The organism is Salinibacillus aidingensis, assembly GCF_055393355.1.
This window is the reverse complement of sequence record NZ_AP043759.1, coordinates 3,370,890-3,387,485: the sequence shown is the minus strand read 5'-3', so window position 1 is coordinate 3,387,485 and position 16,596 is coordinate 3,370,890. Positions and strand designations below refer to the sequence as shown.

Genomic DNA, 16,596 nt, shown 5'->3' with positions numbered 1-16,596 from the left:
GTAATTGGATAAATTAACTGCAGCAATATTTACATGCTCTGGACTAATAATTATTGCTTTATCTGGCATCGGAAAAATTCTTATGATTGGTTTACCAGATTTTTACCCAGCTAGTGAAGACAGTAATTATATTCCATTAATTACATTCATCGTTGGGCTTATCATTTTGCTTATTGGACTATCGTTCTATGTAAAGAAAATTTTGCTCTATGATCTATCTAAAAAAAAGTAACAATTAAAATAATAAATATATAGAGGGAGGAAGCTTGCTTTGAAAATTATTAGAAAACTAAACATTGGGATTGCCATTTTAGGGATTGGTATGGCTGTTTATCATTTTTTTATTGAAAAAATTGAATGGCCTGCGTATATCCTCTTTTCCTTTCTGGCTGTGATGTCTTTACTCGGAGGAGTCGAAAAACTCAGGGACAGACAAGAGAAAGGCGGATATATCTATATTGCTTTTGCTCTTGTTCTGACTGCTGGGATTACAATGAAAATGGTCGGTTAATTACTTAGAAGTCATCGACGGCTGCCGATGACTTTCCAATATATTTACAACCTCTATTTTACTGCTTTGTTGCGATAGACAAGTAGTGCGATGACATTCGTACCTGACCAGTAATCCAGTTTGCACTCTAAAAGTAAAAATAACACGGCATCAAAGACATCCCTTGCAGTCCCTAGCCTTTTCCACGAATATTATTTAACGATTTTCTTTCATGAAAGGGACAAAAACATAGGCCCGGATTTTGTCTGGGAAAATCAAAAAGGCTGAAGAAGTACACGGTTCATTCATATTTACAACACGTCTGTTAACCATTGTTCAATTCCTCAAACTTACTTTTATTAAGTATTTCATCTGCTGACATTTCAGTCCACTCAGCAATAGATACATCTGGATTTTTTTGAATAAAGCGATCCATAATTTTGTTACCTATTTTATAACTGGACCTATCTGGAATTCCCCTACTCGAATTACCGTAGAAAAAATCATCTTTTATTGAAGCATCGGTAGAGTTTAAATTCTCTCTAAAAGCTTTCCAAGTTGTTTCCTCTAAATGTTGCGATGAAAAATCGCTCCAAGGTGTCTCGGTTGATGGATACATAAGTCGCGCAAACGTGTCCGCTCTACCTTCCAACATAACCTCCTCCAACAATGTTAAGCTGCTACTATTATCATTATTTTCAAAGAAAACAGAATGATGATATTCATGAGCAACAGTATTCTTTAAACTATTCTCATCAAAAAAAGGTGGAGCAATTTGAATGAGAATAAAGTCTTTGTTCCACGCTATTCCTGAAACACCTTTCATCCATTTCATAGTAGCTGCATCATCTGGATTGGCAGGGAGTATGTATACTACTTTATTTTCTCTGGAGGGAAGTTCATCAGTTGATTTTTTTAAAGCATCAATGATTAGGTTATTGATTTTGTTATAATTTTATTAACATAAAGAAACAACATAATTTTTTCATTTTAATCACCTTCCAGTAATGGGATTGGAAAGAATTGATATAATGATTAAGAAAGACAAAATCCATACATAAGTATCCAATCTCATTACACTACTGTCCTTTAGTGAAAAAGCGACTGTTCTTAGTGAACAATCGCCTTTTCGGTTGAATGGATCAGCCAATAGAGTTTTTATAATAAATTAAATTATCTGTCCATCCTCCAAATTCAAAAATAAAACCTCTTCTTGTAAACTCATATTTCATCCCTACACTCGATGCCAGATTGTATGAAGCAGAATTATCTATATTGATATGGGCTTCTATACGATGGAAATTCAAATGATTAAAAGCAATATTAAGAGCTTCTTTAACAGCTTCTTTCCCATAACCTTTTCTCCAATATTGATTATGGATGGAATAACCTATCCTTCCCCATTGGAAGTCATCTCTTGCTAATGTTGAAAAATCAACCATACCTAGATGTGTTCCGTCTTCTTTTCTAAATACACCAAACACGTTAGCAATATCTTTAAGTGATAAATCTTGATGTTTATCTACCAGATTATGAAACCATTCCTGTGTGCATTGACTCATGTCTATTTTCCCTTTATCGTGTCGATGTTGGGATGGAAACCGGTTTTCAAATTCATTTAGCCAATTTTTATAATCATCTTTCCTTAAAGGTCTAATGACTAATCTTTCTGTTTCTGAAACAATCTCAAATGTTTCTTCTGTCAATTTCAATGTGACATCTCCTCTGCATTAACTTTTTCAAAAGACAAAACCTACTTTGTTATCTTGATTTAGTTTATATGCCATAAGACATCACACCTTTCTATATGTATGTAATATAAATACCATATCATTATACTTATATGCCCTGTAACTATAATAACTTCAACACAAAAAAGGATTAACCTTTTTTTGCGTGAAGGTACCGGGTATATTTTTTTATGAATGGGTGCTTAATGGCCAAAATTAAAATTGATGCCAGTCACACAAATTGTCCTTCATCCCCGGAATATGGACTGGCTCAGGCAAAAAAACAAGGTTGGACACTTACCCAACCTTGTTGTGATTTATTTTTTATCCACAGCGTCATTCCCGAGAAAGGCCTGCAACATCCAGGTATTTTTCTCAATATCACCTTTCATGGCAATCAGCATGTCATTGGAAACGTCATCTCCGTTTTCTTCTGTTACCTTAATTCCATCAGATAAGAAATCGCGTAAGGTTTTAAAGTCATTTATAACGGCCTGGACCATTTCCGATTCAGATAGATTTTTATCTTCCGCACGTTCTTCTATAACGGAATGTTCTATGAATTCCCCCAGTGTGGAGTAAGGTTGCCCGCCAATAGCCAGCAGACGTTCGGCTACTTCATCCATGCTTTCCGATACACTGTTATACAGCTCTTCAAATTTTTCATGAAGGGAGAAGAAATGCTGCCCTTTTATATACCAATGGAACTGATGGAGACGTGTGTAGAATAATCCTTGTGTAGCTACCAGTTTGTTCAAGACTTCCTTTACATCTGTGTTTGTCATAATGTTTTACCTCCTCAAAACTTCTCTGGTTATAAAATATAATAATTATTAATTTATAATTATTATAATCTGGATACGAAGCAATCTGCAAATGATTTGCTTGTATGAAATTCATACTTGCTTGTGTAGGGGGTATAATCCGATGAACATCTTAAGGGATAATCATACTGAGTGTGGTAAAAATAACATCAGCCAGGCAAGTGCTTTTCTTCAGTAGTTTAAACGATTGGCAGGGAATTTATTTAATGTCTTTCATTTTAGTTGGAATGGGGTTAATGAAGGCCAGAAGGAAGTGACGAGAAAATATAATTGTCCGTCATAAGCTGGATGAAGGACGTAAGGCGTTAAAATTCCAGGTCAAAGGACTTTCACACATATAATGAAGGACATAATTCAGCAGGTTAGCAAATAAAATGTCCTTCATCAGTCTAACCAGACGTGGATTTAATTATTGATGGATCAGCTTAAATAAGGTAACCAAGATAAGTGTCTTTTTGGCGTGCCGGGTGTTTTTTTGTATCAGTTTTAAGGAGAAAGGGAAGAGGTGGGCGATTAAATTTGGCCTTGTTCGAATGCGTTTCCCCATGACGGACCAGATATATCGTCAACATACATTTACCCCATTTTTCTAAGTGTCAGTGGATGGAACAGTGTCATGACAGTCGTAAGTCCCTTTTTATAAAAAATAGAAGTGGGAATGTACGAAGATTGATAAAAGGAATTCTTCTATATCATTCTGATTGATGATAGTTTATATTATTTCATGACGCTCATTCCAGTAAGTGTATAAGCCTTTTTTCGCATAAAAATAAGTGAGTTCACCATGAAAAGCAGGAAATATAGCCGACGAATGTCCATGACAAAATATGGTACTCTATGATTGAAGTCATTCTATTAAAGGAGCTGCTGCCCTTGGATTGGATAGTCGGTCATTTCAGAGAGAGTATGGCGGTTATTTCAATAGTGCTGGCGATTGTGTTTGTAGCCATTTTTATCTGGACATCATTGTTAAGACGCGAAGTCCTTAAAATCATAGGAATGCTGGCCGTCCTCGGAGTCAGTCTGTTTGCGGACCATCCCACAAGTTATTTTTTAGCCATTCTAGTACTAGCCACCTTAGTGGCGAAGCTTGAATTCCTACAGAACATTGCAGCCATTATTAGAAACAGTGATGCCTATTTTCAGCATTTTGTAGAGAAGAAGTCACAAAAAGAAATAGAAGCCTCCATAAATCATGAAATCATGGAAGAGAATCAAGCGATGAAAGAGAATGGAAATGGGGTAGTTGAAGATGCCGATACTTCTTCTTTTATGAAATCAAATCTAAATCCTGTACAATTTCAGTTCATCGTTGAGGGATGTACCTTTACATTTCTGGAAAATAAATATGGGGCAATCATCAATCGATATGTAAAGTTACCTGGAACAAGTCAGGAAGCCAAATTTGATGGAATGATGAATCTGGGAAAAAAGACCACCTTATTCCTGGAGATCAAGGTGATGAGAAGAGGATCCTTCCCTGTTGAAGATTTGAATAAAGAGATTGAACGGACAGCCAACTTCATAAGCCAATATTCCGGTCAATTGAGCCAAAACTTGGAGCTTCGTTATATATTTGTTGGAAATATAAAGGAAAGCTTTGTAAGTAGAGTGAAAAGTTTAAAACCAGAGGCTGCCGATGTAAACATAAGGTTTGAATTTTACACTTTTGAGGATCTGGGTTTAACCGATATTATAAATGCACCAGGTACCTCAAGTGGAAAATAGTCTTAAGATACCTGGTACATAAAAAAAGCTATTCATCTTCCGGAATTACTTCAAGAGCAATAAATTGTGTTATTTGGGTATCATTGAAGTTATTATCTGAGACCAGTACCAGACTGTCATGGCCATTAGGGAGTTGTTTTCCCCAGGTCATGCCTTCTATATTATCGACTTTATTTAAATCAAGGGTATTCACATCAACGATAAGTTCCTTTTTCGCTGGAATCAGGTTCTTTTCTTTAATAGACTCCATCGTTTTGATATCTGTCGCTCCGCTGATGTCGACTTTATAAATCCGCACGTAATTGCTGTAGTCTCCGTTATCATCCTGGACACTTGAACGTTCAAGGACCAAAAATTCATGCTCATTGATCGAGAGGATCTCGGTCACGCCATTATCTGCATGCATACCCTCACCAGGAGCTTCAGGGATGGCATCAATCGGATAGGCGTATTCAGCTAAGAGGTTTCCGTCCCGGTCGTACTGTGTCATTCGCGACAGTGCACCAGAATCAGGGGTTGGCAGTGTGTCATCCTGAATAAGCGGGCCCTCCATGGCTGTCCAGTATGTCTGCCCGTCAGCAGAGAAAGTAGAAGCTTCTAATGCTAAATTGTTTTGGAAACCTTTATTAGTCTGGTTGTTCATTTTTATCGTCTCGTTAACAGGAGTTTCTGAGAGATAACGTCCATCTAATGCCGCCTGATGGATATATGGATTGAATCCCAGGCTGCGGTCTCCCTCACTTGTATACCAGATATGTCCTTCTTCCGGATCAAAACGAATGGATTCCGGATCCGGTATGACGCCATCCGCTCCAGAAAGGTATTGGTCTCTGTTTGGGTATAGCGTTCCGTCCGGCTGTTTAAGATAGGTCACGTCGGTAAGCTGGACGTTTTGAAAATCGCGTGCATTGTAATTGAGTTTAGCGCTGTAAAAGCGGGCAGGATTTAAGTCTGATCTGTCATCCGATAGCAGCAGCCATTTATGGTTTTTAGGGTTATAGGTAACACCTGAAAAACCACCAGCAACCGTATCCTTATAAGTAAACTCGTTTGGTAATATTTCTGAACCTATGAATCTTACGTCTTCAATGGAACGAGAAGAATCCTTTTTGGCCGCGGGATTCGCCTTTTCCATCCCGGGATGGCCTGGTACCTTGGCAGCCTCCGTTGAAAATCCAGATAAGCAAACCGCAGCAATCCCTGTTAATAGGAGCTTTTCCAATTTCCTCATTTTTCGATCTCCTTTCTAAATGTGTAGAAAATGGTTCACATCTCAATTTAGCAAAGTTGTTTGAATTTTATATAAACTAGCTTTATAGATAGTGTAAAGAAATGCTGTGAACGCCTCAATATGAAGAAAGTATGGGATTTTTCTGCCAGTGTTTTAGATTAATAGTTTAGGGGACTATTGTATTGCTGCTATGTACCTGGTTTTTTTTACCATTTTTTATTCTGAAATTAATCTCATTTTAATAGACATTTATTATAGTAAAGGTACCTGGTACACAGGATGAACATTGTCCAATTATGTATCAGGTACGTTAAATCGAGAGGGGAGATGTTGTTGATGAAAAGGATTCTGTCTATCATGGTTATGTCTGTTTTACTTATGTCCCTGTTTACAATTCCAGCCTTTGCAGCAGAGGGGGGAGAACCTGCTGTACAAGAGCAGCAGCAGGTTGTCAATGTTGCCCACAGAGGTGCATCTGGTCATGCACCGGAAAATACGATGGCTGCATTTGAAAAAGCTTTGGAAATGAAGGCGGATTATATTGAGATCGATGTGCAAATGACCAAGGATGGTGAACTGATTGCTATTCATGATACGACAGTCGACCGCACAACTGATGGAACAGGATTTGTTGGAGATTTTACATTGGAGGAAATTCAGCAATTGGATGCAGGGAGCTGGTTTAGTGAAGAGTTTGCAGGTGAGCAGATTCCAACCTTTGAGGAAATCGTGGATACTTATCGGGGAAAAGTCGGCCTGTTAATCGAATTGAAGTCTCCAGGGTTATACCCGGGAATAGAGGAAAAAGTTGCGAATGTGCTGATGGAGCGCAATATGCATCGACCGGACAACAATAAAATTATTATTCAATCCTTTAACCATGACTCAGTTCAAACGTCAAAGCAGCTGCTGCCGAATATTCCTCACGGTGTACTTGCAGGTATGAGCTGGGCTGATGTAACTGATGAACAGCTTCAGGAATTTGCAGCCTACGCAGATTACTTTAATCCAAACCGGAATTTTGTAGACAAAAATTTAGTCGAGCGCGTACACCAGGCAGGAATGGATATTTACGCTTATACTGTAAGAGAACAGGAACATGCAGATCAATTGTTTGAAGCGGGAGTAGACGGCATCATCACAGATTTTCCAGAGTATGTATATGACTTTCCCGGACAAAAATAATTATCAAAAAACAAGGATGGGGCATCTCGCCCCCCCTTGTTCCAATCTGAAAAAATCTGCAGGGATTAATCATTTTGAAGAAACTAATTATTACGAAGATGCTGAAGGGAACAGGAGAAAAAAGGTTTATCCACGTACCAGGCATATAGTAATTATGTACCTGGCACCGACATGGATGTAACCTTAATTACAAGCTGAACACCCGGCTTTAATCTCAATGCTATGAATACGATTGACCAATTCTCTGTTCAACATTAGGTGCTCATATTTAAATGTCATTTCTTCGCCTTTATGTAACCGTGTAGCTGATTGGTGTAAGAGCGTGTTGAAACCACCTATTAGTTTCCCTGAATCATCGTAATACAAACCGACCACACTTATTTTGTCGCCATCAACATTTTCATCTTCATTGTTCTTTAACACACCACTTATGTAGATGGAACCATTATTTCCTGATTCGTATAGATGTTTTCTAAACGTAATATCCTTTAATTCCAAGGTGACATAATCCATGTAATCCTTCTTTTCTGATAGACGGACATTTATGATGGATTCACCGAAGTCTTCGGCAAACTGCAGATCCCCAAATATCGGACTATTTACAGCGTATACCTTTTCACCAGGCTGAACGATTTTAGGAACGAACCTGAAAGAATCTGAATCAAATTGATGTCCATCTGTGTCGAAATAATCCGCAGCCATACCGTCTATGTAAACAGGGAAGTTATGATCGTTTCGGAATACTAATGCCGTATGACCATCAACCGTGCCTTCTCCCCACAAGTTATCGACCCTCTCCAGTAAATTTAATTCCAGTTTTACCTCTTCAGGCTCTTTTTCCTCTTCTACAGTTTCTTCCTCTGGTTCCTCATTGAAAATAAAAAAAGCCCCCAGAAAAATGAAAAATAAAATAGCCATACTTCCAAACATTTGCTTAATCATTGCTGTTTTTCCCCTTTTCCTATGTATTCTCTGGATGGTTTGGTGGTGTGGTTTGTATATTCGATTTAGCCGTTCGTGGCTCCGTATATGCTCCTTCCCTGCTTAAGACCTATGTACGCATAGATAGATTTTACCATAACCAGATGGAATAAGTACCCGGTATTTCAGATGGATGATTGCCTTTTTGGTATATCGAAAAGAGAAAGGCAGGTTGTTCTGTGTTAAGATAAGTGTCAAAGAGGGATAGTGAAAAGATGATTTGTATTGGGGATAAGGTATTTCTTAAGGCGAAAAGGGGTGAGGCAGATTGTCTCGAACTAATGAGGGGTATGTGAAAAAATGGGAAGTTGTAAAATATATTAGTATTTGTCTGAATGTTATTGGCTTGTCCCTTTTAGTGTTCGATGTATTCATAAATAATGAACCGGAGTTTTTGGAAATAACGTACTTGGTTCTATTAGGTGTTGGGGTAACGTTATCATTTTTATCAGATTTTAATATAAAAAGAAGTAAGTAAAATGCCCCAGACGATCCTCTGATTCTCTTCATCCATAAAAAGAACCGGGATAGCCCCGGTTCCTTTTGATTAGTGTATTTGCTATTTTATTTCGTATTCGTAAACCCGCCATCAATCCGAATCACTTCACCGTTCACGTACTGTGCTTTGGATGTTAACAGGAAGGTCACGAGCTCGGCCACTTCCTCTGGTGTACCCAGACGTTTCTGCGGGATGCCGCCGGTTGCGTTTTCCTTCATTTCAGGGTTGGCTTCATAGAACTCTTTGACCATTGGGGTTTCGGTTGGGCCTGGTGCGATGGCATTTACGCGAAGGCCATCCTTAGCATATTCAGCCACCATACTCTTGGTTAAACCGACAATGCCATGCTTGGTAGCGGAATAGGTCACTACGGAATCCTGTCCGGTTACCCCAGCACTTGAAGATGTATTGACGATTGCACCACCGCCGTTTTTCACCATCACCTCAGCAACGTAGCGAACGCCGTAAAGCGCGCCTAATAAGTTAATGCCCACAATTTTTTCGATTTCACTGATGTCTGTGTCCAGATAGAACTGGCCGCTTCCGGAAATTCCTGCATTGTTGAAGAAATAATCGATTGTACCAAACTTCTCAACGGTCTGATCTACATAATTTTTTACTTCTTCAGGCTTGGAAACGTCAGCTTTTACAAACAGCGCATCTGCTCCGGCTTTTTTCACCATCTCGACGGTTTCATTTCCACCTTCTTCATTCACATCAACGACTGCGATGTTTACTCCTTCTTCTGCTAATCGAAGTGCGGTAGCCTGTCCTAAGCCACTGCCTGCGCCTGTAATGATTGCTACTTTGCTCATGAATAGGACCTCCTGGATGTTTTTATAAAGATTTCCTTCATTTTCATTATAGTAGTTTTATGTTTCGTAAGGGAAATCATTCACTTTTGTCATTCAAATCATAAAATCGAAATAAATCTCCATAAACAATATCATCCGAGTAATCGAGCTCTTTTTGAACTTGATCTTTTACAGGTTCGCATACAGAAGGGTTGCTGCTATTTGTATCTTCTGCCAGGATGCGGCCGGTGCCTCGTTCATAGCAGGTTTCTTCAGTATAAACGTATTTATCACTGACAAAGCTTCCATCTCTGAAGGCGATAAAGTCTTTTCTTTGCTTTGTGAATAGATCGGTTCCAAAGCCGATGTCATGGGTTGTGTCGACGCCAAGTAAATGTAAAAGGGTAGGTTTGACATCGATTTGCCCAGAAATTTTAGACATCACCTTTCCTTCTTGGCCCGGGATGTGAATAAAGAAGGGAACGCGCTGTAATTGTATATCGTCATAGGCATCAATTTCTTCTCCAAAATATTGGCCAAGTGCATCATACTCATATTCACTGATTCCATAGTGATCGCCCATTAAGACAATAACTGAGTTTTCGTAGAGCCCGGCTTGTTTTAACTGTTTAAAGAATTGCTGTATGGCTTCGTCCGTATAGCGTACAGTCTGGAAATATTGGTTGACCGTTTCTGATTCAGAATCAAAAGCTTCAATGGATGTATCCTCTTCCCCTAATCCATAAGGATGATGGTTGGTTAGTGTAATAAACTTCGAATAAAACGGCTGAGGCAGGTCCTCTAAGTATTTCATGGATTGTGTAAAGAATGATTGATCTTTTAATCCCCAGCCAACTGAATTTTCCTTGGTGATTTCATAAGCGGTCTCATCAAAAAACTTCTGATATCCCATTGAGTCATACATGATGTTCCGGTTCCAGAAGCTTTTATCATTGGCATGAAACACAGCAGAAGAATAGCCTTGTTCAGCTAACCTCTCCGGCATAGCATGATATTCATTCTGTCCACGAACAAAGAATACAGCCCCGCCCGGTAAAGGATATAACGAGTTTCCCACCAGGAATTCCGAATCTGACGTTTTGCCCTGGGCTACCTGATGATAAAAATTCTCAAAGTAATAGCTGTTTTCCGTTAAATCATTCAAAAAGGGTGTGATCTCTTCGCCATTAACCTTGTTGCCAATTACAAAGCTTTGCACCGATTCCAATGAAACAAAAATAAGGTTTTTATCTTCTGCAATCCCGAATAAATCGGACTTTTCTTTGCTTTTCACGTGTTCATTCACATAATCCTTGATTTCATTCAGTTTCGATCCATCGGCAAAAACCTTTTGGGAGGTTGTCATGGATTGTAAACCGATATCATACAGGTGATAGTTAAAGAGACCAATGTTCTTCACAATATCCTCCCGATCATAAACATTGGTATATAAGTGCGGGCGGGCCACTTCCGCAAGCAGCAAATTGGCAAGGACCATGACGGCTGATAAGCTTAAAATGGATAGCTTTTTCCTGCGAATATAGCTGGTTGTCGCCTGTTTAAAGCTGAGGAAGACGAGCGTAATCACATCGATAAATAATAAAGGATCTGTCCAGTGGAAAAGCGTGGAAATGCTATTCGTGACATCCCCTGCATTATTGGCCTGAAACATCACGGGAATGGTAATAAAATCCGTAAAGTCCCGGTAGAACATTGTATTTGCCCAAACAATAATGGTTCCTATAAACGCTCCGATACAAATAAAAAGCTTCTGATATTTGCCTTTAAACCAGATGCTTAATCCGAAAAATGCAAACGCAGAAATGAATGGATTAAGGAAAAACAGGATGGCCTGCATCAGATTATCAATCGACATATCAAAAATGAACATATATACAAGGAGTGTTTTTAACCCGAAAAGAATACTGGCTATCATATATAATGGTAAGTGGAATTGTTTTGTCTTCATGCAATGTTCCCCCGCAGTCTATTTATCTTATAATCCCGAAAAAGTGTCACGAATAAATGACGATTTTCATAGACATTTAGTTTCAAATTTTTCTATCTTAAGGTGTATCCTTTTTCCCGCGTGAAGTTAACGTACTTTTCACATGCCTGATATCCGTAACGTTATTCTTCGCCATTTTCCAATAACAAATGGCGGACGGAATGAGAAACAGCTGCAGGATCGATAGAGTCATAATGTAGTTATAGGGCTGGTCAAAATGGGTGCCAACCATGCCAAGAATAATCCCTACCCCTACATTCCCAAGGGTTCGTCCAATACTGTTAAAAAGGTTCGCCACACTAAAGGCGGTTCCTCTGTGTTCCGGCAGATTCACATCCGTAATAAGCGCCAGCCAATTCGGTGTGTTTGCCGACTGAAAAGCAGAGGCGATAAAGGATAATACAAACAGTAAGGCCACCCATGGATTGAAAAAGATCTGCTGAATAAGACTGAACAAAATAGCGATGGAGCTGCCCCCATCAGGCAGGGACAGTCCATTCATAGGGATGGCGAAAAAGCATACATAGAGCGGGAGCGTAAAGATGACAAATAATGCAGTTAAATGAGCCCTACCCTTAAAGCTTTTTCGCTGGACCCGATCGCCAAGATGACCAAGGTATACGGATGCCATGCCACCCACCTGAAAAATCGCATATAAAAACCCGGAAGCGATGACGGCTGTATCCATCGCATAGCCCTGCTGAATCATTTTATACGTATACAAAGTAGGAATCCAAATCAGACTTCCTGTTGCTATGTTCATAAACAGCGCCTGGATGTACAGATAAACATTACTGCCTTTTAGCAGAATCGCTTTTAAATGCTTAAGTTCAATGACGTAATCATAGGTCTGATTGCTGGGTTCCATATTTTTCAATTCCGGATCGGCGGCCCCGCGGTTTGGCTCCGTAATGAAAACATATAAAAAGATAAGAACCAGGCCAATCAGCCCAATGATTTCAAAGGGCCACCGCCAGCTTGTACTGGTAGCTGTTAAAGACGCCATCATGGAACCTGCAATTCCTCCAAGTCCCTGAGCCATTCCCCATAAACTTAACAGCAGCCCCCGCTTACGATAAGGAATGTAATCGGTAAGCACACTGAACCCGATAGACGCCATACAACCCAGGCCAATCCCGGTTAAAATCTGATAGAATAGTAATTCTACAAAACTATGGCTGGTCGCGGTTAAAAAAATCGACCCTACCCAGAGGAGCGTCCCGATCATAATCAGTCGTTTCCGATTATATTTTCCGGATAAATAGCCCCAATAGATGGAAGAAATTGCGGTGACCAGGATATTCATCCCGGATATGAAGCCCAGACTGCCTTCTCCCAGCGATAAATCCTCTGAAATATAAGGGAACAGCGGCGGAAACAGCCCAATAATAATATGTTCAAATGCAGCAAGTGCAATAAATACAAATATGGTATAGTACATATGGAAGTTCGAACGTTTCACGTGGAAGCTCCTTTGTTTATCATGCATGAACTGGCTGTAAAACCCCATACTGATGGAAGTTTCACTTTATCAAGTAACCAACTCTATTATTTTAGCACAGGATGGCTTTGATCTTATATTCATTTAAACAATGAATAAAGACGTTTGTCACATCCATTATTTTACTAATAGTGTTAAAATAGTGTAAAACCCAGGAAACTTATGGATAGAGAAAAGGGGCAGAAAACGTATGAGGCTCATGGCTTTGAGGGCCTTGGAAGCAGGAGTATGGATAAACAGAGAATCTATTAAGCCTTGTAACGAGGTGTGTATCGTACTACAATAACGTTAGCTTATAAGAAAGACAGGAATATTTTTTAACCTTTTTAACGGATTATGAGGATTTTTAAGACCGATATATTTTTTCAAGTTTAAGTTTTATAATAGAGTGATTGATTTGAGCTTATTTGCTCAAGAAAGGCTGGATCGTATGCAGAAAAAAATGCTTATTATCTCTTCTGACCATACTGGACATGGACATAAGAGTATTACAGAAGCAATCTGCGAAAAAATTGATAGACATGATGAGGTAGCGGTTGAAGTCGTTGATGGCTTCTCGCTGGGAGGAAAGCTGCTGACAGGTGTAGGTAAATCCTATGGGCCTATCACAAGAACGTCAGAGGATTTGTGGAAGCTCATTTGGAATGTATCTGCAGTGAAGGCATCCTTCGTTAATACACTAATAGAGCGCCTGGTTGAAAAAAACTTTTTAGCATTAATAGAGAAGGTCAAGCCAGATATCATCTTATCTGTTCATCCGAATTTTAACGGGTCGATTATAAATATCCTGGAAAAACACAACATTCACATCCCTTTCTATACATTGATCGCGGACCTGGTGAATATTTATCCTTTATGGGCAGACCCAAGAGCGGAATTTATTCTAAGCCCTACGAATGAAGCAAAGGAAAAATGTATGGAGTTCGGGGTTGATGAAGAAAAAATTAAAGTACTTGGCTTCCCTGTGCGATCTAAGTTTTTCCCGGATTCAGAGCATTCGGATACCAATCATTCAGATCCGCAGTCTGCTGTAGAAAAAACCAATGCTAAATCTTCGCTGACCTGTTTGATTATGAGTGGAGGAGAAGGTGTCGGCAATATGGACACGATTGCCAGGAACCTGCTGGAAAACTTTGATTGTCAGGTAAAAATTGTAGCGGGTAGAAATGAAAAATTAAAAGCCAAGCTGGAACATTCACTGAAAGGCAGATATGGAGATAAAGTGCAAATCTACGGGTTCGTCCATGCCATCCACGAATTGATGCTGGATGCTGACATTGCCTTTACAAGAGGCAGCCCGAATGTGATGCACGAAGCCGTTGCGGCCAACACCCCCTTAGTGATTACAGGCGCTTTACCAGGACAGGAAGCAGACAACCCATCGTTTGCCGAGCGTGCCAACCTGGGCGTCATTTGTAAAGACACAGAGGATATCAAACCAGTGATTGGTGACCTATTAGCTAATGACCACGAAAAATTAAACAAAATCAAACAAGCGCAAAAAGCATTCATTAACGAACATGCTGCAGAGGATATTTTAACCTTTCTTATCAGTGATGATCGAAAAAGCCACCAGTTGGAGGAAGCGCTGGTGTAAGCTTAGTTATTGTGTACCCGATACTTCAAAAGGCCATTTGAGGTATCGGGTGCTTTCGTGGTGTTGGTGGGTGATGCAGGCCATAGATAGGAAAAACTCATATATTCACAATAATCCTATTTCATATTTAAAGTTTTCATTTTATGTAATTCATTTTTTACTTTCCCACGATGATATTTTTGTTCTCCATTCCTTTCTGCAATAAGAGAAAGCATTCCTAATAGTAGATAAAGGACATAGCCAATAGAACTATCGATACGATTTGTTACTAGCATCCAATCCAAGTTAAAAACACAATATAAGCTACTATTTCTTTTTTGATGTTTAAGTACATAATTTCACAATCCGCCATTTTATCCACCTTGCCTGTCTATTACATCTCCACTTTCTGATAATCCTCTGACAATACTTTCACTACCTATTTTGAAATAATAACGTTTACTTTTACCTTGATGTTTAATAATTTCAGCTTCTTCAAATGACTCTTCTTCCTTTGTTTTGGTCTCTACTTCTACAATTTCGGGATTATTTACTTTACCAAACACCACATAAAATTCATGCAGTTCATTCCCTTTATTATCATATTCACGCAGAGGTTCCATATACACCGTCATATTATCATTCTCGTAATGTGTCCATCCATGATGACCAATGTTTGACCAACCTTCTTCATCACTTCCTTTAAAGAAGGCTAATGCAAGTGCTTCGTAATTTGCAAAAGGAAAGTCTTCTTTGTTAGGGTCTGTCGTGTACATAACAATGGTTACATGATCATATTGTTCAGTGTGGATGATATCATTAACTTTATAAGGAATACCTTTTTCAATTGCTTCTTGAAAATTATCATATTTTCCAATTTCAAAATCTGAAAAAACAACCCAATAAATCAATACTACTGATAAGACAGCAATAAGAGATATACTTATTAGCCTTTTCATCAATAATCCCTCCTCACTTTTTATATTAATATTAAAAACTAAATTCTTGTTCCACTTTCCTGCCCTTTAGTTGAACAAGCTATCTAAAGGTATGTTGAATAAAAATACCGCATCATCCAATAACTACATATCTTAATTATACATAAAATCTAATATTCATACGGCCAAAACCTACATATATTAAATGCCAAATACACTTGCTTCATTAGCGAGTATTAGCGAGTAAGTAAATGATGTATAAAATAACATATCGTTTAGCACTCGTTTTAGGATTATTGTTTTCTCTCCCATAACTGAACCATTAAGATCAGGTAGCCTAATCTTTCTGAAAAGGAGCTGGATTCAGAATATACGAACAATTATTTTTATTGGAGTGTTACAATAATAGTAATTGATATAAAAACCAAGCCCATAGTTCTGAAGCGAAACTAGAAAAGACCTATATGAAAAAATTAAAATCTGCCATTAGGGCTTACAGAAATTCACGCTGATTCGCAGTTCCATTCATTCAGGAAAAGGAGAGGATAATCCGAGAGCGTATTCGAATTATAGGGTCATTTTTGTTTATTTTGTTTATTGTCGTCTTTGGACTTTCTGAGGAAACAACGGATGATAATGGAGTGAGGCATATCGATACAAAATCAGTAGCGGATTACTATGGCGTATCAACAGAAACCGTTCGTAATTGGATAAAGGAAGGAAAGATCTCAGGTAAACAATTATCTAATCGTGGAAAGTGGTTTATTCCGTCAGAGGGGTTTGAGTACCTTAAGAAACAAAGGGAACATGATGATACAGAAGATGAAATAGCTGAACTTCCTGGAGAAGATTTTGGTGACGACTGGGAAGTTGAATTAGACGAAGATTAAGGGGGAAAACGAGTGATTGTTATTGCATTAAATACAAACTTCGTAACCCCTAGAATTCTTCATGATGGAGAACGAAGATGTTAATCTCTTGCAGTCCCTTTATACTTTTAACGTTAGATTTATTTATCTGTAAAAGAGTAGCGCAAGCAATCAAAAAATGGAACCAGGATGTCTCCCGGCTCCACCACCATTTTTCACTATAACCTCAGATACATAACGAA

The 16,596-nt window shown here is 38.8% G+C and carries 16 protein-coding genes; 7 read left to right on the top strand and 9 right to left on the bottom strand.

The features are described 5' to 3' along the window. The first annotated feature begins 4 nt into the window (after window positions 1-4). The gene (locus ACZ5OK_RS17320; RefSeq protein ID WP_343843223.1) at window positions 5-232 is read left to right on the top strand and encodes a hypothetical protein; all 228 of its coding nucleotides are present in this window, start codon (window positions 5-7) and stop codon (window positions 230-232) included. A gap of 39 nt (window positions 233-271) precedes the next feature. Further along, window positions 272-511, top strand: a complete 240-nt coding sequence (locus ACZ5OK_RS17315; protein ID WP_343843221.1) for a hypothetical protein — start codon at window positions 272-274, stop codon at window positions 509-511. 304 nt (window positions 512-815) lie between these two features. Here the strand turns inward: ACZ5OK_RS17315 and ACZ5OK_RS17310 are convergent, their stop codons facing one another. The 3 genes from ACZ5OK_RS17310 to ACZ5OK_RS17300 all read right to left on the bottom strand — a co-directional run bounded on the left by ACZ5OK_RS17310 (window position 816) and on the right by ACZ5OK_RS17300 (window position 3,005). Further along, complete coding sequence (locus tag ACZ5OK_RS17310; RefSeq protein ID WP_343843418.1) at window positions 816-1,418, bottom strand: DUF2268 domain-containing putative Zn-dependent protease; 603 nt, start codon at window positions 1,416-1,418, stop codon at window positions 816-818. A 214-nt stretch (window positions 1,419-1,632) separates the two neighbouring features. Further along, entirely contained in the window at window positions 1,633-2,202 is a 570-nt protein-coding gene (locus ACZ5OK_RS17305) for a GNAT family N-acetyltransferase (protein ID WP_343843218.1), read from the bottom strand. Between the two features lie 335 nt (window positions 2,203-2,537). Next, window positions 2,538-3,005 carry a Dps family protein gene (locus tag ACZ5OK_RS17300; RefSeq protein ID WP_343843215.1) on the bottom strand — a complete coding sequence of 156 codons (468 nt, stop codon included), beginning with the start codon at window positions 3,003-3,005 and terminating at the stop codon, window positions 2,538-2,540. Between the two features lie 876 nt (window positions 3,006-3,881). On the opposite strand from ACZ5OK_RS17300, the gene ACZ5OK_RS17295 reads away from it, so the two are divergent. Further along, window positions 3,882-4,772: a hypothetical protein gene (locus ACZ5OK_RS17295; RefSeq protein WP_343843213.1), complete on the top strand. Its 891-nt coding sequence runs from the start codon at window positions 3,882-3,884 to the stop codon at window positions 4,770-4,772. A 28-nt stretch (window positions 4,773-4,800) separates the two neighbouring features. On the opposite strand, the gene ACZ5OK_RS17290 is transcribed toward ACZ5OK_RS17295, so the two are convergent. Further along, a complete protein-coding gene (locus tag ACZ5OK_RS17290; protein ID WP_343843211.1) occupies window positions 4,801-6,003 on the bottom strand; it encodes an esterase-like activity of phytase family protein in 1,203 nt (400 codons plus the stop codon). A gap of 336 nt (window positions 6,004-6,339) precedes the next feature. Here ACZ5OK_RS17290 and ACZ5OK_RS17285 point away from each other — a divergent pair, with 336 nt between their 5' ends. After that, complete coding sequence (locus ACZ5OK_RS17285) at window positions 6,340-7,188, top strand: glycerophosphodiester phosphodiesterase (RefSeq protein ID WP_343843208.1); 849 nt, start codon at window positions 6,340-6,342, stop codon at window positions 7,186-7,188. 183 nt (window positions 7,189-7,371) lie between these two features. Here ACZ5OK_RS17285 and ACZ5OK_RS17280 read toward each other — a convergent pair whose 3' ends face one another. Then, entirely contained in the window at window positions 7,372-8,130 is a 759-nt protein-coding gene (locus tag ACZ5OK_RS17280) for a hypothetical protein (protein WP_343843206.1), read from the bottom strand. A gap of 307 nt (window positions 8,131-8,437) precedes the next feature. Between ACZ5OK_RS17280 and ACZ5OK_RS17275 the strand changes: the two genes are divergently transcribed. Next, window positions 8,438-8,647 (top strand): hypothetical protein, encoded by a 210-nt coding sequence (locus ACZ5OK_RS17275; RefSeq protein ID WP_343843203.1) that lies wholly within the window; start codon window positions 8,438-8,440, stop codon window positions 8,645-8,647. An 86-nt stretch (window positions 8,648-8,733) separates the two neighbouring features. Here the strand turns inward: ACZ5OK_RS17275 and ACZ5OK_RS17270 are convergent, their stop codons facing one another. The 3 genes from ACZ5OK_RS17270 to ACZ5OK_RS17260 all read right to left on the bottom strand — a co-directional run bounded on the left by ACZ5OK_RS17270 (window position 8,734) and on the right by ACZ5OK_RS17260 (window position 12,932). After that, the gene (locus ACZ5OK_RS17270) at window positions 8,734-9,483 is read right to left on the bottom strand and encodes an SDR family NAD(P)-dependent oxidoreductase (RefSeq protein ID WP_343843200.1); all 750 of its coding nucleotides are present in this window, start codon (window positions 9,481-9,483) and stop codon (window positions 8,734-8,736) included. 76 nt (window positions 9,484-9,559) lie between these two features. Next, complete coding sequence (locus tag ACZ5OK_RS17265; protein WP_343843198.1) at window positions 9,560-11,431, bottom strand: LTA synthase family protein; 1,872 nt, start codon at window positions 11,429-11,431, stop codon at window positions 9,560-9,562. A gap of 97 nt (window positions 11,432-11,528) precedes the next feature. Then, entirely contained in the window at window positions 11,529-12,932 is a 1,404-nt protein-coding gene (locus ACZ5OK_RS17260) for an MFS transporter (RefSeq protein WP_343843196.1), read from the bottom strand. Between the two features lie 469 nt (window positions 12,933-13,401). On the opposite strand from ACZ5OK_RS17260, the gene ACZ5OK_RS17255 reads away from it, so the two are divergent. Beyond that, the gene (locus ACZ5OK_RS17255; RefSeq protein ID WP_343843193.1) at window positions 13,402-14,568 is read left to right on the top strand and encodes an MGDG synthase family glycosyltransferase; all 1,167 of its coding nucleotides are present in this window, start codon (window positions 13,402-13,404) and stop codon (window positions 14,566-14,568) included. Window positions 14,569-14,921: 353 nt separating this feature from the next. On the opposite strand, the gene ACZ5OK_RS17250 is transcribed toward ACZ5OK_RS17255, so the two are convergent. After that, a complete protein-coding gene (locus ACZ5OK_RS17250; RefSeq protein ID WP_343843191.1) occupies window positions 14,922-15,506 on the bottom strand; it encodes a hypothetical protein in 585 nt (194 codons plus the stop codon). 560 nt (window positions 15,507-16,066) lie between these two features. Between ACZ5OK_RS17250 and ACZ5OK_RS17245 the strand changes: the two genes are divergently transcribed. Beyond that, window positions 16,067-16,375, top strand: coding sequence for a helix-turn-helix domain-containing protein (locus ACZ5OK_RS17245; protein ID WP_343843188.1), 309 nt, complete (start codon window positions 16,067-16,069; stop codon window positions 16,373-16,375). Window positions 16,376-16,596: the final 221 nt, after the last annotated feature.

What these genes read in the sequence shown, in the direction of transcription:
- ACZ5OK_RS17300 (WP_343843215.1), bottom strand. Translation starts at nt 3,005, where the DNA reads ATGACAAACACAGATGTAAAGGAAGTCTTGAACAAACTGGTAGCTACA.
- ACZ5OK_RS17295 (WP_343843213.1), top strand. Translation starts at nt 3,882, where the DNA reads ATGATTGAAGTCATTCTATTAAAGGAGCTGCTGCCCTTGGATTGGATA.
- ACZ5OK_RS17290 (WP_343843211.1), bottom strand. Translation starts at nt 6,003, where the DNA reads ATGAGGAAATTGGAAAAGCTCCTATTAACAGGGATTGCTGCGGTTTGC.
- ACZ5OK_RS17285 (WP_343843208.1), top strand. Translation starts at nt 6,340, where the DNA reads ATGAAAAGGATTCTGTCTATCATGGTTATGTCTGTTTTACTTATGTCC.
- ACZ5OK_RS17280 (WP_343843206.1), bottom strand. Translation starts at nt 8,130, where the DNA reads ATGATTAAGCAAATGTTTGGAAGTATGGCTATTTTATTTTTCATTTTT.
- ACZ5OK_RS17270 (WP_343843200.1), bottom strand. Translation starts at nt 9,483, where the DNA reads ATGAGCAAAGTAGCAATCATTACAGGCGCAGGCAGTGGCTTAGGACAG.
- ACZ5OK_RS17265 (WP_343843198.1), bottom strand. Translation starts at nt 11,431, where the DNA reads ATGAAGACAAAACAATTCCACTTACCATTATATATGATAGCCAGTATT.
- ACZ5OK_RS17255 (WP_343843193.1), top strand. Translation starts at nt 13,402, where the DNA reads ATGCAGAAAAAAATGCTTATTATCTCTTCTGACCATACTGGACATGGA.
- ACZ5OK_RS17250 (WP_343843191.1), bottom strand. Translation starts at nt 15,506, where the DNA reads ATGAAAAGGCTAATAAGTATATCTCTTATTGCTGTCTTATCAGTAGTA.